This window comes from Streptomyces clavuligerus (genome assembly GCF_005519465.1).
Taxonomy (GTDB): Bacteria; Actinomycetota; Actinomycetes; order Streptomycetales; family Streptomycetaceae; genus Streptomyces; species Streptomyces clavuligerus.
This window is the reverse complement of record NZ_CP027858.1, coordinates 1,511,629-1,526,819: the sequence shown is the minus strand read 5'-3', so window position 1 is coordinate 1,526,819 and position 15,191 is coordinate 1,511,629. Positions and strand designations below refer to the sequence as shown.

Here is a 15,191-nt window from a genome sequence, read left to right as displayed (position 1 = left end):
AGTAGAGGGGCATCCGCATCCCGTGCGCATCGCCAGGTTCTCCATCGACGGCAATGTCGCCTTCGGCGCGGTCGAGGGCGAGGGCCCGGACGGGCTCGTCCTCGACATCATCAAGGGCATTCCGTTCGCGGACTTCGAACTCTCCGGTACGAAGGTTCCGCTGAGCAAGGTCAGGCTGCTGCCTCCCGTGCTCCCGAACAAGGTCGTCGCGTTCGGCCGGAATTACGCGGAGCACGCGGCGGAGCTGGGCCACGAGGTCCCCGACGCCCCCTTCGCCTTCTTCAAGCCGTCCACGTCGGTCATCGGCCCCGGCGACGCCATCGCCTACCCCTCCTTCTCCCAGGAGCTGCACCACGAGGCCGAGCTGGCCGTGGTCATCGGCCGGATGTGCCGGGAGGTCCCGCGCGAGCGCGTCAAGGACGTCATCCTCGGCTACACCTGCGCCAACGACGTGACCGCCCGCGATGTGCAGCGCCGCGAGAAGCAGTGGGCCCGGGCCAAGGGCTTCGACACCTCCTGCCCGCTGGGTCCCTGGGTGGAGACGGACCTCGATCCGTCCGACCTCGCCATCCAGTGCACGGTCAACGGCGAGCAGCGACAGCTCGGCCGGACCAGCGAGATGATCCACTCCATCGAGGAGCTGATCGTCAACATCTCCGAGGCGATGACCCTGCTCCCGGGCGACGTGATCCTCACGGGCACCCCCGCCGGAGTCGGTCCCCTCTCCGTCGGCGACGAGGTCGCCGTCACCGTCCAAGGCATCGGCACTCTCACCAACAAGGTGATCAAGCGTGGCTAACGCGACCGTCCGCGTACGTTTCTGTCCCTCGCCGACCGGCAACCCCCATGTGGGTCTGGTCCGCACCGCCCTGTTCAACTGGGCCTTCGCCCGGCACCACGGCGGCACCATGGTCTTCCGCATCGAGGACACCGACGCGGCGCGCGACTCCGAGGAGTCGTACCAGCAGCTCCTGGACTCGATGCGCTGGCTCGGCCTGGACTGGGACGAGGGCCCCGAGATCGGCGGCCCCCACGCCCCCTACCGGCAGTCGCAGCGCATGGACCTCTACGCGGACATCGCGAAGAGGCTGCTGGAGGGCGGCTACGCCTACCCCTGCTACTGCACCGCGGAGGAGCTGGACGAGCGCCGCGAGCTGGCCCGCCGCGAGGGCCGCCCGTCCGGCTACGACGGACACTGCCGGGACCTGACCGAGACGGAGAAGGCCGCCTACGAGGCCGAGGGCCGGGTGTCGATCGTCCGCTTCCGGATGCCCGACGAGCCGATCACCTTCACCGACCTGGTCCGCGGCGAGCTGACCTTCACCCCGGAGAACGTGCCGGACTACGGCATCGTCCGCGCCAACGGCGCCCCGCTCTACACCCTGGTGAACCCGGTCGACGACGCGCTCATGGAGATCACCCATGTGCTGCGCGGCGAGGACCTGCTCTCCTCCACCCCCCGGCAGATCGCGCTCTACAAGGCGCTGATCGAGCTGGGCGTGGCCCAGGAGATCCCCGCCTTCGGCCATCTGCCGTACGTCATGGGCGAGGGGAACAAGAAGCTCTCCAAGCGCGACCCGCAGGCTTCGCTCAACCTCTACCGCGAGCGCGGCTTCCTCCCCGAGGGCCTGCTCAACTACCTCTCCCTCCTCGGCTGGTCCTTCTCCGCCGACCAGGACGTGTTCTCGGTCGCCGAGTTGGTCGAGAAGTTCGACATCGCGGACGTCAACGCCAACCCGGCCCGCTTCGACCTCAAGAAGGCCGAGGCGATCAACGCCGACCACATCCGCCGGCTGGACGTGAAGGCGTTCGCCGCCGCCTGCGAGCCCTGGCTCACCGCCCCGTTCGCCACCTGGGAGCCCGCGGACTTCGACCGGGCCGCCTGGGAGGCCATCGCCCCCTACGCCCAGACCCGGCTCACGGTGCTCTCCGACATCACGGCCAACGTCGACTTCCTCTTCCGTGAGACGCCCGTCGAGGACGAGGCGTCCTGGGCGAAGGCGATGAAGGAGGGTTCGGACGCCCTGCTGGTCACCGCCCGGGAGAAGCTGGCGGCGGCGGACTGGAGCTCCGCGGACTCCCTCAAGGAGGCCGTCCTCGCGGCGGGCGAGGCCCATGGCCTCAAGCTGGGCAAGGCCCAGGCCCCGGTGCGGGTCGCGGTCACCGGCCGCACGGTGGGCCTGCCGCTCTTCGAGTCGCTGGAGATCCTGGGCCGGGAGCGGACCCTCGCCCGGATCGACGCCGCGCTCGCGAAGCTCGCCGTCTGACCCGGCGCGGACCGAGCCGCACCCCGGCCCGTCCCGGTCCCGAACGCCCCGATCCGGGCGGCCGGGACCGGGACGGGCCGCGCCGTTCCCGGTTACTGTGAGGATCATGACGATCCGCGCGGTCCTCTGGGACATCGACGACACGATCTTCGACTACGGACGCGCCGACCATCTGGGCATGGAACGGCATCTGCGCACCGAGGGCCTGGCCGGCGGATTCACCTCCGTCGCCCAGGCCCTCGCCCGTTGGAAGGAGCTGACCGCGATCCACTGGGCCCGGCTCTCCGCCGGGGAGGTGGACTTCCCGGGACAGCGCCGCGACCGGGTACGGGCGTTCACCGGCACGGCCCTGAGCGACCCGGAGGCGGACGACTGGTTCGCCCGCTACCTCGTCCACTTCAGGACCGCCTGGAGCCTCTTCCCGGACGTCGTACCGGCCCTGGACGCCCTCGGGGGATACCGGCACGCCGTGCTCTCCAACTCCACCCTGGAGGTCCAGCGGCCGAGGCTGGCCGCCCTCGGGGTGGCCGACCGCTTCGAGACCGTCGTCTGCGCCGTGGAGCTGGGCAGCTCCAAGCCGGACCCGGAGGCGTTCCACGCCGCCTGCCGCTCGCTGGGACTCCCGCCGGAGCAGGTGGCGTACGTCGGCGACGAGCCCGACATCGACGCCCGGGGGGCCGGTGAAGCGGGGCTCCTGGGCATCTGGCTCGACCGCCCGGGCCGGGGCGGCCGACCCGAACTGACCCGGATCACGGGCCTCGACCAGCTCCCCGCGCTGCTGCGGGGGGATACCCGTTTTGGAGCGCCGGACACCTTCGGGTAATGTTCTTTCTGCGCCGCCCGGGAAGGCAAAAAGCCGGAACGGACAGCGTAAACCGAGCAAGGCCCCCGTAAGGGGGTTGCGCCTTGGTGGCCTATGGTGTAATTGGCAGCACGACTGATTCTGGTTCAGTTAGTCTTGGTTCGAGTCCAGGTAGGCCAGCTCGCAGAGCTCATCTGCAAAGCCCCCGTTGTGTAGCGGCCTAGCACGCTGCCCTCTCAAGGCAGTAGCGCCGGTTCGAATCCGGTCGGGGGTACAGATCCATCCCGTTGATCATCAGGTCGCTCCTGGTGACCGCACGGTGACAGTGACCCGGATCACACCGGGTCGGGATCGCTAGGGCCCCCGTTGTGTAGCGGCCTAGCACGCCGCCCTCTCAAGGCGGTAGCGCCGGTTCGAATCCGGTCGGGGGTACGGTCTGAACCACCATGGCCTATGGTGTAATTGGCAGCACGACTGATTCTGGTTCAGTTAGTCTTGGTTCGAGTCCAGGTAGGCCAGCAGATCCTTGGATCTCATAGACTTGCCCCCGTTGTGTAGCGGCCTAGCACGCCGCCCTCTCAAGGCGGTAGCGCCGGTTCGAATCCGGTCGGGGGTACAGAGGGAAAGCCCCTTCGCGATCATCGCGGAGGGGCTTTCCGTTGTCTGCGGCCAGGGGCCGCGAAAGCCGGGGATCTCGGGTCGGCGCCGTCCCGTCTCCGCAGCTCAGCGAGGGTGGGACGGCGCCTGACGGTGATGCGCGGGGCGGCCGTCGGGGCCGGGAGGCTCAGCCGCCGCTGCGGCGCAGCGCCTCCGACAGCCGGGCGGCCGAGTCGATGACCGCCTGGGCGTGCATCCGGCCCGGGTGGCGGGTCAGCCGCTCGATCGGCCCGGAGACCGACACGGCAGCCACCACGCGGTTGGAGGGCCCCCGTACGGGAGCGGAGACCGAGGCCACGCCCGGCTCGCGCTCGCCGATCGACTGGGCCCAGCCGCGCCGCCGTACGCCCGACAGCGCCGTCGCCGTGAAACGCGCCCCCTGGAGCCCCCGGTGCAGCCGCTCGGGCTCCTCCCAGGCCATCAGGATCTGCGCGGAGGAGCCCGCCTTCATCGTGAGCGTGGAGCCCACCGGGACGGTGTCCCGCAGTCCGGACAGCCGTTCCGCCGCCGCGACACAGATCCGCATGTCCCCCTGGCGGCGATAGAGCTGCGCGCTCTCGCCCGTCACGTCCCGCAGATGGGTGAGGACCGGTCCGGCGGTGGCCAGCAGCCGGTCCTCACCGGCCGCCGCGGCCAGCTCGGACAGCCGGGGACCGAGGATGAACCGGCCCTGCATGTCCCTCGCCACCATCCGGTGGTGTTCCAGTGCCACGGCCAGCCGATGGGCCGTGGGGCGGGCGAGCCCGGTGGCCGCGACCAGCCCGGCGAGGGTGGCCGGACCGGACTCCAGTGCGCTCAGAACCAGAGCCGCCTTGTCGAGTACGCCGACGCCGCTAGAGTTGTCCATGCAACGATACTTGCGTCTCACAGTGTGAAACGCAAGTTCAAAGTTCCGGAGAACCCGCCAGTCTGTAATGGCGGCGCCGTTGCACCAGGGCCCGCACAGGTCTCTACATGTGCCGGCAGTGCGGCCGGCCGGAGGGAAAGCGATGGGTAGGACACTCGCGGAGAAGGTCTGGGACGACCATGTCGTCCGGCGCGCCGAAGGCGAGCCCGACCTCCTCTACATCGATCTGCACCTGCTGCACGAGGTGACCAGCCCCCAGGCGTTCGACGGCCTGCGGATGAGCGGTCGTACCGTGCGGCGGCTCGACCTGACCATCGCCACCGAGGACCACAACACCCCCACCCTCGACATCGACAAGCCGATCGCGGACCCGGTCTCCCGCGCCCAGTTGGAGACCCTGCGCAAGAACTGCGCCGAGTTCGGCGTCCGGCTGCACCCGCTGGGCGATGTCGAGCAGGGGGTCGTCCATGTCGTGGGCCCCCAGCTCGGACTGACCCAGCCCGGCACCACCGTGGTCTGCGGCGACTCGCACACCTCCACCCACGGCGCCTTCGGCGCGCTGGCCTTCGGCATCGGCACCTCCCAGGTGGAGCATGTGCTGGCCACCCAGACGCTGCCGCTGGCCCGGCCCAGGACCATGGCGATCACCGTCGAGGGCGAGCTGCCCGACGGGGTCACCGCCAAGGACCTCATCCTGGCGATCATCGCGAGGATCGGCACCGGCGGCGGCCAGGGCTACATCCTGGAGTACCGCGGCCCGGCCATCGAGAAGCTCTCGATGGAGTCCCGGATGACCATCTGCAACATGTCCATCGAGGCCGGTGCACGCGCGGGCATGATCGCCCCCGACGAGACCACCTTCGCCTACCTCAAGGACCGCGACCACGCCCCCCGGGACGAGGAGTGGGACGCCGCCGTCGCGTACTGGAAGACCCTGCGCAGCGACGACGACGCCGTCTTCGACGCCGAGGTGGTCATCGACGCCGCCGCGCTCTCCCCGTTCGTCACCTGGGGCACCAACCCGGGCCAGGGCGCCCCGCTCTCCGCGAGCGTCCCCGATCCGGCTTCGTACGAGGACGCTTCGGAGCGCCTGGCCGCCGAAAAGGCCCTGGAGTACATGGGGTTGGCCGCGGGGCAGCCGCTGCGGGACATCACCGTGGACACCGTCTTCGTAGGCTCGTGCACCAACGGCCGGATCGAGGACCTGCGCTCGGCCGCCACCGTGCTGGAGGGCCGCAAAGTCGCCGACGGCGTACGGATGCTGGTCGTCCCCGGCTCCGTCCGGGTCTCCCTCCAGGCCGTCGCCGAGGGCCTGGACAAGGTGTTCACCGCCGCCGGCGCCGAATGGCGGCACGCGGGCTGCTCGATGTGTCTGGGCATGAACCCCGACCAACTCGCTCCCGGCGAGCGTTCCGCGTCCACCTCCAACCGCAACTTCGAGGGCCGCCAGGGCAAGGGCGGACGCACCCACCTGGTCTCGCCCCCGGTCGCCGCCGCCACCGCCGTCCTCGGACATCTGGCCTCCCCGGCCGACCTCGCCGACGCCGCCCGTACGCCCGCTGGAGTCTGATCAGCCATGGAAGCTTTCACCGCACACACCGGCCGGGCCGTCCCGCTGCGCCGCAGCAACGTCGACACCGACCAGATCATCCCCGCCCACTGGCTGAAGAAGGTCACCCGCGACGGCTTCGAGGACGGGCTCTTCGAGGCATGGCGCAAGGACCCCGGCTTCGTGTTCAACCGGCCGGAGCGACAGGGCGCGACGGTGCTGGTCGCGGGCCCCGACTTCGGTACGGGCTCCTCCCGGGAGCACGCCGTCTGGGCGCTTCAGAACTATGGCTTCAAGACCGTGATCTCGGCCCGGTTCGCCGATATCTTCCGGGGCAACTCGCTCAAGAACGGTCTGCTGACCGTCGTTCTGCCGCAGGAGACCGTGGACCGGCTCTGGGAGCTGACCGAGGCCGACCCCACCGCCGAGATCACCGTCGACCTGGAGGCCCGCGAGGTCCGGGCCGAGGGGATCACGGCCCCCTTCGAGCTGGACGAGAACGCCCGCTGGCGGCTGCTGAACGGGCTGGACGACATCTCCCTCACCCTCCAGCACGAATCGGACATCGCGGCTTACGAAGGGGCCCGCCCGGCCCACAAACCGCGCACACTTCAGGTCTGATCAGCGGCTTTCCCCGACTGTGCCCTCCACCGTCCGGTGGGGGGCGCAGTCGTCTGTTGAGACCCCGCCGGGCGACAACTCGCCCCAGATGGCACAATCGGTGCATGGAACGCGACAGTCAACTCAAGCTCTATGCGACTGTCGCCACCCGATTGAAGGAAGCGCACCGCCTGGTGCGCGAACTGCAAGTCCCGGAGGGCGTAAGGAAGGCGCTCGCCCGGAAGCTGCTGGTCATCACGGCTGCGGCGAAGCACGATCTCCCGGATGCCGCACGGCGTCTGGACCGCTTGATGAAGGACCTCTCCGAAGGTCGATTCCCTGAAGGCGACTGACACCTGAACTCCCGCGAAGACGACTTCGGTAGTCGACTTCGTTGCGGCACTAGGGTGATTAGACCGTTTCGTGTTTGATTTGCGGTATATATCTGCCTAACGTGCGAAAAAGCCTGGACGGTTTCGTTCAGGCAATGTCTCCGAAGGGGAAGACGTGAACAAGGCGCAGCTAGTAGAAGCGATTGCCGACAAGCTCGGCGGCCGACAGCAGGCCGCGGACGCCGTCGACTCGGTGCTGGACGCGATCGTCCGCGCGGTGGTCGCCGGGGACCGGGTCTCGGTCACCGGATTCGGCTCGTTCGAGAAGGTCGAGCGTCCCGCCCGTTACGCCCGCAACCCGCAGACGGGTGAGCGGGTGCGGGTCAAGAAGACCTCCGTGCCCCGCTTCCGCGCGGGCCAGGGCTTCAAGGACCTGGTCAGCGGTGCGAAGAAGCTCCCGCGCGGCGGTGAGGTCTCGGTGAAGAAGGCGCCCAAGGGCAGCCTGACCGGCGGCGCTTCGGCGACCGTGAAGAAGGCCGCGGCCAAGAAGGCCACCACCGCCAAGAAGGCCACGACGGCGAAGAAGGCCGTGGCGAAGAAGGCGACGACCGCCAAGAAGGCGGCTCCCGCGAAGAAGGCCACCACCGCCAAGAAGGCGACCACGGCCAAGAAGGCCACCACCGCCAAGAAGGCGGCACCGGCGAAGAAGGCCACGACGGCGAAGAAGACCGTGGCGAAGAAGACCGCCCCGGCGAAGAAGGCCACCGCCAAGAAGGCCCCGGCCAAGAAGACGACGGCGCGCAAGACCGCCGCCAAGAAGACGGCGACTGCCAGGAAGAGGTAGGCGGACCCACCACCGGGCCGCTCATGCGCCGGGCCGGGCTCCTTCCGGGGAGCCCGGCCCGCGGTGTTCCCCGCGCCCGCCCCCGTTCTCCCGTTCCTTGTCCGGCCTCGCTGACCTGTGGGGACGCGGGAGGCGCCGGGGATGCGGCACAGCCGTCGAGAGGTCCGGAACGGCCGTGGCGGGGCCGTGCCCGGGGCCGCGCGGGCCCGTCAGAAGGTCTGGAGGGTCACCAGGGTGATCCGCAGCTCCGCGCCCGCGCCCTCCGTCTCGATCCGCACCCGCTGCCCGGGACGGAGCAGCCGCAGCCCCCCGGCGTCGAAGGCCGCCGTGCCGAACTCCACGGGGGTCCCGTCGTCGAGCAGCACGCTCCCGCTGCGGGTCTCGGGGTCGTAGGTGTACGAGGTCGCCTGCATGCCCGCCAGCTTAGGGCTTCCCGCCCTGCCGGGCGCGCCCGTCCGGTCCGTGGGAGCCGCAGGTCCGGGTCCGAGAGAGGGCCGGGCCGATGGGAGCCGCGGGCCCGCGGGGGTCCCGATCCGCAGGGGTCCCGATCCGCAGGAGTCCCGGTCCGTGGAAGCCCGGGACATTCCGCCGGAATCCGGTGTCTCAGTGGTCCCCGACGGGGATTCCCGGCTCCAGCCGGGCCGCCGTGCACGGCCCCACCCCCAGGGCCAGAGCCGCCGCCAGGTCGATTCCGGTGTCCACGTCCTGGCGCACCGAATCCACCCCGTCAAGCGGAATTTCCACCGCACCGGAAGCCGAATGCCTGCTCCGCGAGGAGCCGCCGAAACCCGGGCGCAATTCCACTCCACCGGCCGCGGAGAGCAAAGTCGTCCCGATACCGGCCGCATCGGCGAGAAAAGCTCGTGGAAATCCGCCCGCATAGGCGAGTACCCGGGCCAATTCCAGGGGCCGCAGCGCGGGCAGATCCGCGTTGAGCGCGGCGACCGCCGCGCCGGGCCGGCCCTGGCGGACCGCCAGCACGCCGTGGGACAGCGCCGCGTTGAGCCCCCCGCCCGGGACGTCCGGCACGATCCGTGCCCCGAGCGCCGCGAGCGCCCCGCCCGCCGTGTGATCGTCCGTGACGACCGCCACATCCCGAACGGCGGGGCAGGCCAGCGCCGCGGCCACGGTGTCCTGCGCAAACGCCAGCGCCAGCCGGGGTCTCAAGGAGTCCCCCGCCGTGGGCGCGAGCCTGCTCTTCGCCAGGACGAGGGGTTTCAGGGGGATCACCAGGGACCAGCCCGCCAGGGGCGTGGCGCGGCTCCCGGTGCCGGTCGGGGTGTCCAGCTCTCCGTCCATGTGCATCGGGCCCCATTGTGGCCCGGCGCCGGACCGGACGGCGGGCCGGGCCCGTGCGCGGAGCGTACGGTGTCCTCGACAGACCAGGTGCCTGGGGCGACACTTGACCCCCGGCCACCGGGCAAAGGCCCGGTCGTCCACGAGGAAGGGTATCCGAGTGTTCCGCCGTAAAATCGGCTTCTGGTACCGCCTGGCAGCGGCCATCGCCAAACCTCCGCTGCTGGTTCTGTTCAAACGGGACTGGCGGGGAATGGAACACATTCCGGCCGAGGGCGGATTCATCACGGCGGTGAACCACAACTCGTATCTGGACCCCCTGTCCTACGCCCACTACCAGTACAACACCGGACGGGTGCCGCGCTTTCTGGCGAAGGCGGGCCTCTTCAGCGCCCCGTTCGTGGGCGTGGTGTTCCGGCGGACCGGGCAGATCCCCGTCTACCGCGAGAGCACCGACGCGATGGACGCCTTCCGGACCGCCGTCGACGCCATCGAGCACGGTGAGTGCGTGGTCTTCTACCCCGAGGGCACCATCACCCGCGACCCGGAGATGTGGCCCATGGCGGGCAAGACCGGAGCGGCCCGGATCGCCCTGCGCACCCGTGCCCCCGTCATCCCCGTCGCCCAGTGGGGCGCCAACCTCGCGATGCCTCCGTACGCCAGGGTCAACCGGTTCCGGCTCTTCCCCCGGAAGACCCTGATCGTGCAGGCCGGGCCGCCCGTCGACCTCAGCCGGTTCTACGATCGGGAGCCGACCCCGGAGCTCCTGCGCGAGGCGACCGAGGCCATCATGGCCGAGATCACCGCGCTGCTGGAGGACGTACGCGGGGAGAAAGCACCGCCCGAGCCGTACGACAACCGCTCGGCGAGGGCAGAACAGCGGCGCAAGGCCGCAGGGGAAGGAATGCTGTGACACACCCCGCCAGGGCGGCCGTCTTCGGGACCGGCTCATGGGGAACGGCCTTCGGGACGGTGCTCGCCGACGCGGGCTGCGAGGTGACCCTCTGGGGCCGCCGCGCCGAACTCGCCGAGGCCGTCAACACCACCCGGACCAATCCCGACTATCTCCCGGGGATCGAGCTGCCCGAGGGCGTGCGGGCCACCACCGACCCGGCCGAGGCGCTGGACGGCGCCGACTTCACCGTGCTCGCCGTCCCCTCCCAGACCCTGCGCGCCAACCTCGCCGCCTGGGCCCCCCTGCTGCCGCCGGACACCCTGCTCGTCTCGTTGATGAAGGGCGTCGAACTCGGCACCGCCAAGCGGATGAGCGAGGTGATCGAGGAGGTCGCCGGGGTGCCCGCCGAGCGGGTCGCCGTCGTCACCGGGCCCAACCTCGCCCGGGAGATCGCCCAGCGGCGGCCCGCCGCCGCCGTGGTCGCCTGCCGGGACGAGTCCGCCGCCCAGCGGCTCCAGTCCCACTGCCACACTCCGTACTTCCGCCCGTACACCAACACCGATGTGGTCGGCTGCGAACTCGGCGGCGCGGTCAAGAACGTCATCGGGCTGGCGGTCGGCATCGCCGACGGCATGGGCCTCGGCGACAACGCCAAGGGCTCGCTGATCACCCGGGGACTGGCCGAGACCACCCGGCTCGGGCTCGCCATGGGCGCCGACCCGCTGACCTTCTCCGGTCTCGCGGGCCTCGGCGACCTGGTGGCCACCTGCTCCTCGCCGCTCTCCCGGAACCACACCTTCGGCACCAACCTCGGCAAGGGCATGACCCTCCAGGAGACCATCGCCGTCACCCGGCAGACCGCCGAGGGCGTCAAGTCCTGTGAGTCGGTGCTCGATCTGGCCCGCCGCCACGGCGTCGACATGCCGATCACCGAGACCGTCGTCGGCATCGTCCACGACGGCAAGCCGCCCGCCGTCGCGCTCAAGGAGCTGATGGGGCGCAGCGCCAAGCCCGAGCGCCGCTGAGCCGCGAGGCCCCCCGGGCCGCCCGCCGGTCCGCCGGTCCGTGCGGCTTCCCGCCACCCGTCCCCGCCGGCGGCCCTGTTCGAGTCCGGCGGGGACGCCGGCCCCGCCCGCGACCAGGCCCCGGTGTCCCGCGCGGCCCCGGGACACCCGTCTGGCCTGTGCCAACCCTGCTGTACGTGGCAGGTGCACGGTAGTCTCATGGCGATATGAGCACCGAGAATCTCCCCCAGAGTCCCGAACAGCCGGGTTTCGAGCAGCCGATCCGCAAGCCGCGTGTGGCCGTCGTCTTCGGCGGGCGCAGCTCCGAGCACGAGATCTCCGTGGTCACCGCCGGTGCCGTGCTGCGCGCCATCGACCGGTCCGTGTACGACGTGCTGCCCATCGGCATCACGGTGGACGGCCGCTGGGCGCTGACCGCCGACGAGCCCGACCGGATGGCCATCACCGACCGGCGGCTGCCCAGCGTCGACCAGCTCGCGGAGTCCACGGAGGGCGATGTCGTGCTCTCCGTCCACCCGGGCAGCCGTGAGGTCGTCTACACCGAGCCCGGCTCCGTGCCGAAGGCGCTCGGCGAGGTCGACGTGGTCTTCCCGGTGCTCCACGGCCCCTACGGCGAGGACGGCACCCTCCAGGGGCTGCTGGAGCTGGCCGGGGTGCCCTATGTCGGCGCCGGTGTGCTCTCCTCGGCCGTGGGCCAGGACAAGGAGTACATGAAGCGGGTCTTCACCTCCTTCGGGCTGCCCGTCGGCCCGTATACGGTGATCCGCCCGCGCGAGTGGGAGCAGGACGCCTCCGCCGCCCGCAAGAAGATCGTGGACTTCACCGGTGACCACGGCTGGCCGGTCTTCGTGAAGCCCGCGCGCGCCGGTTCCTCCATCGGCATCACCAAGGTCGACGACCTCTCCGGTCTGGACGAGGCCATCGAGGAGGCGCGGCGCCACGACCCGAAGATCCTGGTGGAGGCGCTGCTCCGGGGCCGGGAGATCGAGTGCGGGGTGCTGGAGTTCGAGGACGGGCCGCGCGCGAGCGTCCCGGCCGAGATCCCGCCGGTGCAGTCGCACGACTTCTACGACTTCGAGGCCAAGTACATCGACTCGGCGTCCGGGATCGTGCCCGCCCCGCTGACCGAGGAGCAGACCGCCGAGGTGCGGCGGCTCGCGGTCGCCGCCTTCGACGCCGCGTCCTGCGAGGGGCTCGTCCGCGCGGACTTCTTCCTCACCGAGGACGGCGAGTTCGTCATCAACGAGATCAACACCATGCCGGGCTTCACCCCGATCTCCATGTACCCGCGGATGTGGCAGGAGACCGGTGTGGGCTACGCCGAGCTGGTGGACCGGCTGATCCAGGCGGCGCTGCGGCGGAGCACCGGGCTGCGCTGACCCCGGGGGAAGGACCGGCCCCCGTACGGCACAGTACGATCACGGCGTCACCCGGGCCGCCCGCCGCCGGGCGGCCCCGGCCCCGCGCCGTCCGCACCCCCGTGCGGCCACGCGGCGCGCCGACGGACGCGGCGACAGGGCCGAGGACGGTGGGCGGAGCGGTCGGCGGGCGGCGCCGGCCCGGCGCGGACGGGGGCTACAGATGCACGACCGGGCAGGTCAGTGTGCGTGTGATTCCCTCCACCTGCTGCACCTTGGCGACCACCAGACGGCCCAGGGCGTCGACCGTGTCGGCCTGGGCGCGGACGATCACGTCATAGGGGCCGGTCACGTCCTCGGCCTGCATCACTCCCGGAATCTTCCCGATGATGTCGGCGACGGTCGACGCCTTGCCCACCTCGGTCTGAATCAGGATGTACGCCTGTACCACGGAACCTCCAGGGCGACCCGAGGAAGATGTCCCCTACCGTCGGTGGACAGACCCCGGGGGAGAGAAAGGGACGCCACGGTATCGCGTCGCCCGTCGCCACGGGGAGACCCGCGCGCCGGGCGGGGTACCGGGTGTGGCGCACGGAGGACACGGCGGGCGCCGGGGGCCCCGTACGGCGCATACGGAACGCAGGCAACAGGGACGACGGGCCGGTGCCACCGGACCCCGCAGGACAAGGGTTGCCGCCGGACCCCCGGCGGTACGAGGGTTGCGCCGGACGGTCGGCGGGCGATGGAGAGGTGGGACTTCGGTGAAGGGCACTGTGGGCGAGCTGGGGGAGTTCGGGCTCATCAGAGAGCTGACCTCCCGGCTCACCGCCACCCCCGCGGTCCGGATCGGACCCGGTGACGACGCCGCCGTCGTGGCCGCGCCCGACCGCAGGGTCGTGGCGAGCACGGACATCCTCCTGGAGGGCCGCCACTTCAGACGGGACTGGTCCACGGCGTACGACGTGGGCCGCAAGGCCGCCGCCCAGAACCTCGCCGACATCGCCGCCATGGGCGCCGTCCCCACCTCGCTCCTGCTCGGGCTGGTCGTCCCGGCCGAGCTGCCCGTCACCTGGGCCACCGAGCTGATGGACGGCATCCGCGACGAATGCCAGGTCGCGGGCGCCGCCGTGGTCGGCGGCGATGTCGTCCGCGGCGAACTGATCACCCTCGCCATCACCGCGCTCGGGGATCTGCGCAGCCAGGAGCCGGTCACCCGGGCGGGCGCCCAGCCCGGCGACGTGGTCGCGTACACCGGCTGGCTCGGCTGGTCCGCCGCCGGGCACGCGGTGCTCTCCCGGGGCTTCCGCTCCCCGCGCGCCTTCGTCGAGGCGCACCGCCGCCCCGAGCCCCCGTACCACGCGGGCCCCGCGGCGGCCGGTCTCGGCGCGACCGCCATGTGCGACGTCAGCGACGGACTCATCGCCGACCTGGGACACATCGCCGAATCGAGCAAGGTCCGCATCGATCTGCGCTCGGCGGCCATCGACGTCCCCACCCAGATGAACGACATCGGCCAGGCCGTCGGTGTCGACCCGCTCCAGTGGGTGCTCACCGGAGGAGAGGACCACGCCATCGTGGCCACCTTCCCCCGTGACACCAAGCTGCCCGCCCGCTGGAAGGTCATCGGAGAGGTGCTGCACCCCTCCGCGCTGCCACAGGTCACCGTGGACGGTGCGCCCTGGCACAGCAAGGGCGGCTGGGACCACTTCGGAACCTCGGAGGGATCGTGAGACTGCCCCTCGTCCTGACCGTCGCCGGATCGGACTCCGGCGGCGGGGCCGGCATCCAGGCCGACCTCAAGACCATGCTGGCGCTCGGCACCCACGGCATGAGCGTGATCGCCGCCGTCACCGCCCAGAACTCCCGAGGGGTCCAGGGCTACTGGGAGCTGCCGCCCGAGGCGGTCCGCGCCCAGTACCGCAGCGTCGTCGACGACATCGGCGTCCAGGCGGTGAAGACCGGGATGCTGGCGTCCGCCTCGCTCGTCGAGACCGTCGCCGAACTGATCGCCGGTACGGACGCGCCCGTCGTGGTCGACCCCGTCGGCGTCTCCAAACACGGCGATCCGCTGCTCGCCCGCTCCGCGCTGGACTCGGTCCGCGGGCTGCTGCTGCCCGCCGCCACCCTGGCCACCCCGAACCTGGACGAGGTGACCCAGCTCACGGGCGTCGAGGTCGTCGACGAGCGGGGCCTGCGCGAGGCGGCCCACGCGATCCTGGCCCTGGGGCCGCGCTGGGTGCTGATCAAGGGCGGACATCTGCCCGGGGACGCCGTCGACCTGCTCACCGACGGAACGGACGAGCACTGGCTGCGGGCCCCCCGGCTCGACAACCGGCACACCCACGGCACCGGCTGCACCCTGGCCTCCGCGATCGCCGCCGGGCTCGCCAAGGGGCTCACCGTGCCCGAGGCGGTCCGGGCGGCGAAGGAGTACATCACCGGAGCCATCGCGGCCGGGTTCCCGCTCGGCGGGGGCATCGGCCCGGTCGACCACGGCTGGCGCTTCCGGCAGCCGCTCTCCTGAGCCGTTTCCCGCCCGTGCGCGAAGGCCCGTCCCCCGATCCTCAGGACCGGGGGACGGGCCTTGTCGCGTTCAGCGGGCCCGGGGGCTGCATCGCGGCCGTCCGGATACGGAAAAAAAGCATGGCAAAAAGCCGGTTCACCGAGGTGAACCGGCTTTTCAAGGCAACCGCAGGGGCTGCGCTACGACGTCGAGGTC

Annotated in this window: 16 protein-coding genes and 5 tRNA genes; 17 read left to right on the top strand and 4 right to left on the bottom strand. The window is 71.1% G+C overall.

Annotation, left to right across the window (positions count from 1 at the left end):
- Positions 1-22 precede the first annotated feature (22 nt).
- From CRV15_RS06105 to CRV15_RS06070, 8 genes are all read left to right on the top strand, one after another.
- Positions 23-799 carry a fumarylacetoacetate hydrolase family protein gene (locus CRV15_RS06105; RefSeq protein WP_003957637.1) on the top strand — a complete coding sequence of 259 codons (777 nt, stop codon included), beginning with the start codon at positions 23-25 and terminating at the stop codon, positions 797-799.
- Positions 792-2,267 carry a glutamate--tRNA ligase gene (gene gltX / locus CRV15_RS06100; protein WP_003957636.1) on the top strand — a complete coding sequence of 492 codons (1,476 nt, stop codon included), beginning with the start codon at positions 792-794 and terminating at the stop codon, positions 2,265-2,267. Before CRV15_RS06105 ends, gltX begins: the two co-directional genes overlap by 8 nt.
- A gap of 106 nt (positions 2,268-2,373) precedes the next feature.
- Positions 2,374-3,090, top strand: a complete 717-nt coding sequence (locus CRV15_RS06095) for an HAD family hydrolase (protein WP_009997651.1) — start codon at positions 2,374-2,376, stop codon at positions 3,088-3,090.
- Between the two features lie 87 nt (positions 3,091-3,177).
- Positions 3,178-3,249 (top strand) — tRNA-Gln (locus tag CRV15_RS06090).
- Positions 3,250-3,270: 21 nt separating this feature from the next.
- Positions 3,271-3,343: transfer RNA gene (locus CRV15_RS06085), tRNA-Glu, on the top strand.
- Between the two features lie 85 nt (positions 3,344-3,428).
- A tRNA-Glu gene (locus CRV15_RS06080) sits at positions 3,429-3,501 on the top strand.
- Between the two features lie 15 nt (positions 3,502-3,516).
- A tRNA-Gln gene (locus CRV15_RS06075) sits at positions 3,517-3,588 on the top strand.
- 24 nt (positions 3,589-3,612) lie between these two features.
- A tRNA-Glu gene (locus CRV15_RS06070) sits at positions 3,613-3,685 on the top strand.
- A 168-nt stretch (positions 3,686-3,853) separates the two neighbouring features.
- On the opposite strand, the gene ndgR is transcribed toward CRV15_RS06070, so the two are convergent.
- Positions 3,854-4,573, bottom strand: coding sequence for an IclR family transcriptional regulator NdgR (gene ndgR, locus CRV15_RS06065; RefSeq protein WP_003961984.1), 720 nt, complete (start codon positions 4,571-4,573; stop codon positions 3,854-3,856).
- A 142-nt stretch (positions 4,574-4,715) separates the two neighbouring features.
- Between ndgR and leuC the strand changes: the two genes are divergently transcribed.
- From leuC to CRV15_RS06045, 4 genes are all read left to right on the top strand, one after another.
- Complete coding sequence (gene leuC / locus CRV15_RS06060) at positions 4,716-6,143, top strand: 3-isopropylmalate dehydratase large subunit (protein WP_003957632.1); 1,428 nt, start codon at positions 4,716-4,718, stop codon at positions 6,141-6,143.
- A 6-nt stretch (positions 6,144-6,149) separates the two neighbouring features.
- The gene (gene leuD, locus CRV15_RS06055; protein ID WP_003957631.1) at positions 6,150-6,743 is read left to right on the top strand and encodes a 3-isopropylmalate dehydratase small subunit; all 594 of its coding nucleotides are present in this window, start codon (positions 6,150-6,152) and stop codon (positions 6,741-6,743) included.
- Between the two features lie 104 nt (positions 6,744-6,847).
- The gene (locus CRV15_RS06050) at positions 6,848-7,075 is read left to right on the top strand and encodes an SCO5555 family protein (protein WP_003957629.1); all 228 of its coding nucleotides are present in this window, start codon (positions 6,848-6,850) and stop codon (positions 7,073-7,075) included.
- Between the two features lie 154 nt (positions 7,076-7,229).
- Complete coding sequence (locus CRV15_RS06045; RefSeq protein WP_003957628.1) at positions 7,230-7,898, top strand: HU family DNA-binding protein; 669 nt, start codon at positions 7,230-7,232, stop codon at positions 7,896-7,898.
- 209 nt (positions 7,899-8,107) lie between these two features.
- On the opposite strand, the gene CRV15_RS06040 is transcribed toward CRV15_RS06045, so the two are convergent.
- Positions 8,108-8,311, bottom strand: coding sequence for a hypothetical protein (locus CRV15_RS06040; RefSeq protein WP_009997653.1), 204 nt, complete (start codon positions 8,309-8,311; stop codon positions 8,108-8,110).
- A 190-nt stretch (positions 8,312-8,501) separates the two neighbouring features.
- A complete protein-coding gene (cofC, locus tag CRV15_RS06035) occupies positions 8,502-9,203 on the bottom strand; it encodes a 2-phospho-L-lactate guanylyltransferase (RefSeq protein ID WP_003961987.1) in 702 nt (233 codons plus the stop codon).
- A 151-nt stretch (positions 9,204-9,354) separates the two neighbouring features.
- Here cofC and CRV15_RS06030 point away from each other — a divergent pair, with 151 nt between their 5' ends.
- From CRV15_RS06030 to CRV15_RS06020, 3 genes are all read left to right on the top strand, one after another.
- A complete protein-coding gene (locus CRV15_RS06030) occupies positions 9,355-10,107 on the top strand; it encodes a lysophospholipid acyltransferase family protein (RefSeq protein WP_003957625.1) in 753 nt (250 codons plus the stop codon).
- Entirely contained in the window at positions 10,104-11,114 is a 1,011-nt protein-coding gene (locus tag CRV15_RS06025; protein ID WP_003961989.1) for an NAD(P)H-dependent glycerol-3-phosphate dehydrogenase, read from the top strand. Before CRV15_RS06030 ends, CRV15_RS06025 begins: the two co-directional genes overlap by 4 nt.
- Before the next feature lie 206 nt (positions 11,115-11,320).
- On the top strand, positions 11,321-12,493 hold the full coding sequence (locus CRV15_RS06020; RefSeq protein WP_003957621.1) for a D-alanine--D-alanine ligase family protein: 1,173 nt from the start codon (positions 11,321-11,323) through the stop codon (positions 12,491-12,493).
- Between the two features lie 196 nt (positions 12,494-12,689).
- Here CRV15_RS06020 and CRV15_RS06015 read toward each other — a convergent pair whose 3' ends face one another.
- Positions 12,690-12,923, bottom strand: coding sequence for an Lrp/AsnC family transcriptional regulator (locus CRV15_RS06015; RefSeq protein WP_003957620.1), 234 nt, complete (start codon positions 12,921-12,923; stop codon positions 12,690-12,692).
- Between the two features lie 310 nt (positions 12,924-13,233).
- Here CRV15_RS06015 and CRV15_RS06010 point away from each other — a divergent pair, with 310 nt between their 5' ends.
- Both CRV15_RS06010 and thiD read left to right on the top strand, forming a co-directional pair.
- Positions 13,234-14,202: a thiamine-phosphate kinase gene (locus CRV15_RS06010; RefSeq protein ID WP_003961990.1), complete on the top strand. Its 969-nt coding sequence runs from the start codon at positions 13,234-13,236 to the stop codon at positions 14,200-14,202.
- Positions 14,199-14,996, top strand: coding sequence for a bifunctional hydroxymethylpyrimidine kinase/phosphomethylpyrimidine kinase (thiD, locus tag CRV15_RS06005; RefSeq protein ID WP_003957618.1), 798 nt, complete (start codon positions 14,199-14,201; stop codon positions 14,994-14,996). Before CRV15_RS06010 ends, thiD begins: the two co-directional genes overlap by 4 nt.
- Positions 14,997-15,191 lie beyond the last annotated feature (195 nt).